General features: G+C 50.5%; 3 protein-coding genes and 2 pseudogenes. 3 read left to right on the forward strand and 2 right to left on the reverse strand.

Going from position 1 to position 3,872, the window contains the following annotated elements; all coding sequences use genetic code 11:
• Positions 1–602, forward strand: a pseudogene (locus AACZ40_RS28480) (hypothetical protein); the annotation flags it as partial.
• 147 nt (positions 603–749) lie between these two features.
• Here the strand turns inward: AACZ40_RS28480 and AACZ40_RS28485 are convergent.
• Positions 750–1,154 carry a CbiX/SirB N-terminal domain-containing protein gene (locus AACZ40_RS28485; RefSeq protein WP_339676999.1) on the reverse strand — a complete coding sequence of 135 codons (405 nt, stop codon included), beginning with the start codon at positions 1,152–1,154 and terminating at the stop codon, positions 750–752.
• 257 nt (positions 1,155–1,411) lie between these two features.
• Between AACZ40_RS28485 and AACZ40_RS28490 the strand changes: the two genes are divergently transcribed.
• Both AACZ40_RS28490 and AACZ40_RS28495 read left to right on the forward strand, forming a co-directional pair.
• Positions 1,412–3,163: a serine/threonine-protein kinase gene (locus tag AACZ40_RS28490; RefSeq protein WP_339677002.1), complete on the forward strand. Its 1,752-nt coding sequence runs from the start codon at positions 1,412–1,414 to the stop codon at positions 3,161–3,163.
• The gene (locus AACZ40_RS28495) at positions 3,156–3,689 is read left to right on the forward strand and encodes an adenine phosphoribosyltransferase (RefSeq protein ID WP_291170303.1); all 534 of its coding nucleotides are present in this window, start codon (positions 3,156–3,158) and stop codon (positions 3,687–3,689) included. Before AACZ40_RS28490 ends, AACZ40_RS28495 begins: the two co-directional genes overlap by 8 nt.
• 1 nt (position 3,690) lies before the next feature.
• Here AACZ40_RS28495 and AACZ40_RS28500 read toward each other — a convergent pair.
• A pseudogene (locus tag AACZ40_RS28500) lies at positions 3,691–3,872 on the reverse strand (class I SAM-dependent methyltransferase); the annotation flags it as partial.

Consider the following 3,872-nt stretch of genomic DNA (forward strand, 5'->3'; position numbering starts at 1 on the left):
CCGGTTCTGCGAACTTCGGTTCTGTGGAAGTCGGCAAAGGTGCTGAAACCACAGTCGCACTCGCGTATGCTGGCCGGGATGACTGGGCGATTACCGCGATTCAATCCAAAGACCCTTCTCTGACCGTCAAAGCTGTTGAAACAGCCCGTGGTGGCGGACGGGTTAACTACAACCTGGTTCTGACACTGGCGCCCGAAACACCACTGGGACCAATCCGCGAACAGGTCATGCTGCAAACCAACGATGTCAATTTCACCACTGTGCCTCTGCTGGTAGAAGCAAAAGTGGAATCCGACATCACCATCACACCCCAGGTGGTTTCACTGGGTATGATGATTCCAGGTCAGGAAAAGACAGTCAACGTGGTACTGCGTGGTAAGAAGCCATTCGAGATCAATAAAATTGAATGTGAGTCCAACGACGAAGCATTCAAAATTCGGATGCCTAAAACAACCCAGCCCATTCACGTGCTGCCACTGACAATTGTTCCACCGAACAAACCAGGTGACTATTCAGAAGAATTCACCGTGACCATCGCCGGACGGGGTGAACCAATCACCTTCAAAGCCTTCGGTAAGATTTCTGAAACGAAAACCAACTAATATCCAGAGCGAATCAGATTGAACCATAGCGTCTCTCGATCTATGATACTCGGCCCAAATGGCCTTGGAGATGCTACAGTAAAACTGGACACACTCTAAGCTGATTTTTCATTGCGAGAAACAGGGCGTTCTTCGGAGCGTCCTGTTTTATTTGGTACTCTGATCAGCTGCGCCCTGCAATCGATCCAGGACGATCTCCAGCATCAGAGGATGCAATCCCAGGTGTTCACAGAGCTGAAACCGGGTTTCAGGATAAGCCTGGCTGAATTCATTCCGAAATTCTTCCAGGTCGTTCTGAACATGGACTCCCGATGAGAGAAAATAAGGCCGCATCAATACTTCCTCAGCGCCAGCCTGCACACAGCGGGCGGCTCCTGCTGGAATGTCAGGTTCAGCCAGTTCGAGGTAAGCATGTTCAACCACAGCGTACTGGCAGCGTTCGCGCAACATGGCCGCCAGTTTCACCAGATCCTGATTCGCTTCGTCTCGTCGACTGCCATGGGCAATTAACAGAACCGCCTTCGTTCTTGCATCAGACATGGATTCAACCATAATAGAAAGAAATAAAGTAATAGAGTGTCATTATTAATTTTGGGTTGATAGATATCACGAGATCGCGACAACGGAGCAGGTGATCAACACCCCCAACCCTCAATTTCCAGCTTGACGAAGCACTAACCTTACAAAATGCTTCCTGAGATTATAGACTTCTACTGCACTTCAGACACTGTACAAGTAACTCTTGTTTTTCATTTACAGAACGACTCGAACCAGCGGCCACTGGTTCACTTCAATATCGAGCAACGACTTTGAATACCCACGAACATGAATCCGCCCCGGACAGGCTAGGCGAATATTTGATCGGAAAAAAAATCGGCGCCGGTGGAATGGGTTCGGTATACCTGGCAACGAACATCCACACCGATCAACTGGTCGCTATCAAAATTCTCCCCAGCGCACTGGCACGCGAGCCCGGCTTTGTAGAACGCTTTCATCGTGAAATCGAAGCATTAAAAAAAATGCATAATCCGTATGTCATCGAATTTTATGACAGCGGCGTCGAAAACGAGATTTACTACTATGTCATGGAGTATATTGATGGCGAAACTTTAACCAATCGACTCCGACGCGAAAAACGCATCGACTGGAAAACCGTCGTCAACATCTCAATTCAGATCTGTTCCGCGCTCAAAGCCTCGCATGACGCCGGCATCATTCACCGGGACCTCAAACCTTCCAACCTGATTCTCAAAGACGATGATACTGTCAAGCTGGCTGACTTCGGCGTCGCACAATTGTTCGCGACGGAAAAGCTGACCGTGACCGGAGGGATTATCGGCACCGCTGAGTACATGTCACCGGAACAGGCAGAAGGCAAACGTGTTACCAGGCAAAGCGATCTGTATTCCCTGGGTGCGGTGATGTATGTCATGCTCACCGGCAGACCTCCCTTCAGTGGGAAAACCATGCTGGCCATCATTCAGAAACAGAAGTACGGCCAGTTTGATAAACCCGGCAGATACGTAGATGATCTCCCCATCTGGCTGGAAGAAATTGTCTGTAAGCTGCTCGAAAAAGAGCCCCAGAAACGATATTCGGATGCCTACGTTCTCTCCCGCCGCCTGCAGGATGTGATCAACAAATATGAGATGTCGACTTCTGAAGACACCTATGCACTCTCAGGAACGGGCGATGCCTCTGTGACTCCGACCATGGTACATTCGGGAGCAGAGCCTGAAGCCGGGGCAGGCACTTTAATGCAGGGCCTGATGCGGGCGCAGCTGGAATCAGAGAGCACTGGTTCAAAACTGAGCCAGCTCTTAGACAATACCTACGTGCTGCTGGGGATTCTGGTACTCCTGATTGCCGGCGGTTATTTCTGGTTTCAGGAGCGTGAACTCACTCCCCAGGAGATGTTCACACAGGGGCGTCAAATATTACAGCAGCCCGAAAGCCCGGAATGGTATACGGCACGAGATAAATTTCTGTTACCACTCCTGGAGTCGGATCCGGAGCAATGGGAAACTGAGGTCCAGCCACTTCTGGAAAGAATTAAAGTCTACGAAATCCGTTCCCGGGCAGGCATGACCGCAAAACGCAGATCACGTACCGGCCCGCAAAATGAAGCCCAGAGGTTTATGCTGCTGGCACAACATTATCTGGAAACAGGCAATATGGCGCAGGCGGAGATTATACTCTCTGCACTCGTTGACATACTCAACCAGAATTCAGATGACAGCGACAACAGCAGGCAGGATGAAATGCGAGATCTCGCCCGGCAAATGCTGAATGAGCTGCAGAATAACTCTTCTCGAACCGCAGAACGCTTTATCATGCTCACGCAATCCATGGCCAATGCGGACAACCTCGTTAAAGAGCAGAAATTTGAGGAAGCTGCTCGTGTGTGGAAAGCATTGATCATACTCTATGAACAGGACCAGGCAGAAGTTGCCCAGGATATGGTGAGGAAAGCCAGGCAAAAACTCGAGACGCTTCCCCAACTCAAACAGGCTGCACTTTCGGAAACAGACTCTCAGAAAGAGAACACAAATAATGAATGAAAAACTCGACTTGAAAAACTATATTCGTGAAATCCCCGATTTTCCCAAACCGGGAATCCTGTTTCGAGATATCACGCCCCTGCTCGCTGAGCCCACAGCGTTTCAGGCAGTCATTGACCGTCTGACTGATTACTATCGCGATAAACAGATCACTGCTGTGCTTGCCGCGGAAGCGCGCGGTTTTATCTTCGCAGCCCCCCTGGCACTTGCGCTGGGAGCCCGCTTCATCCCCATTAGGAAGCCCGGAAAACTTCCCTTTGAAACAAAAGCCTTCCACTACGAACTGGAATACGGTTCTGATTCTCTTGAGATGCATACCGATTCGATTCACTCTGATGACCGGGTGGTGATTGTGGATGACCTGCTGGCAACGGGAGGGACAATCTCCGCCTGTATCGAACTGGCAAATCACTCACAGGCGGAAGTCGTCAGTTGTGCCTTTCTGATCGAACTCGCATTCCTCAACGGACGCAAAAAAATGAATGGCTGTGATGTCTACTCACTCATTCATTATGACGCAGAATAGATCAGGGAACCCAGATCGCCGCCGGCACGTCTGCCTGTGACTGCTGTTCGATGCGTCGCGCTTTGATGCGAACATAGGGTGCGACAAAGCGACCCCGATGACGAAAATGGCCCACCGGTGCGCTCGGATCCGCGCGTACCGGCTCGCGCAGATCTTCAATCACAAACCCCTGACGACACAAGC

The organism is uncultured Gimesia sp. (assembly GCF_963972345.1).
Classification (GTDB): domain Bacteria; phylum Planctomycetota; class Planctomycetia; order Planctomycetales; family Planctomycetaceae; genus Gimesia.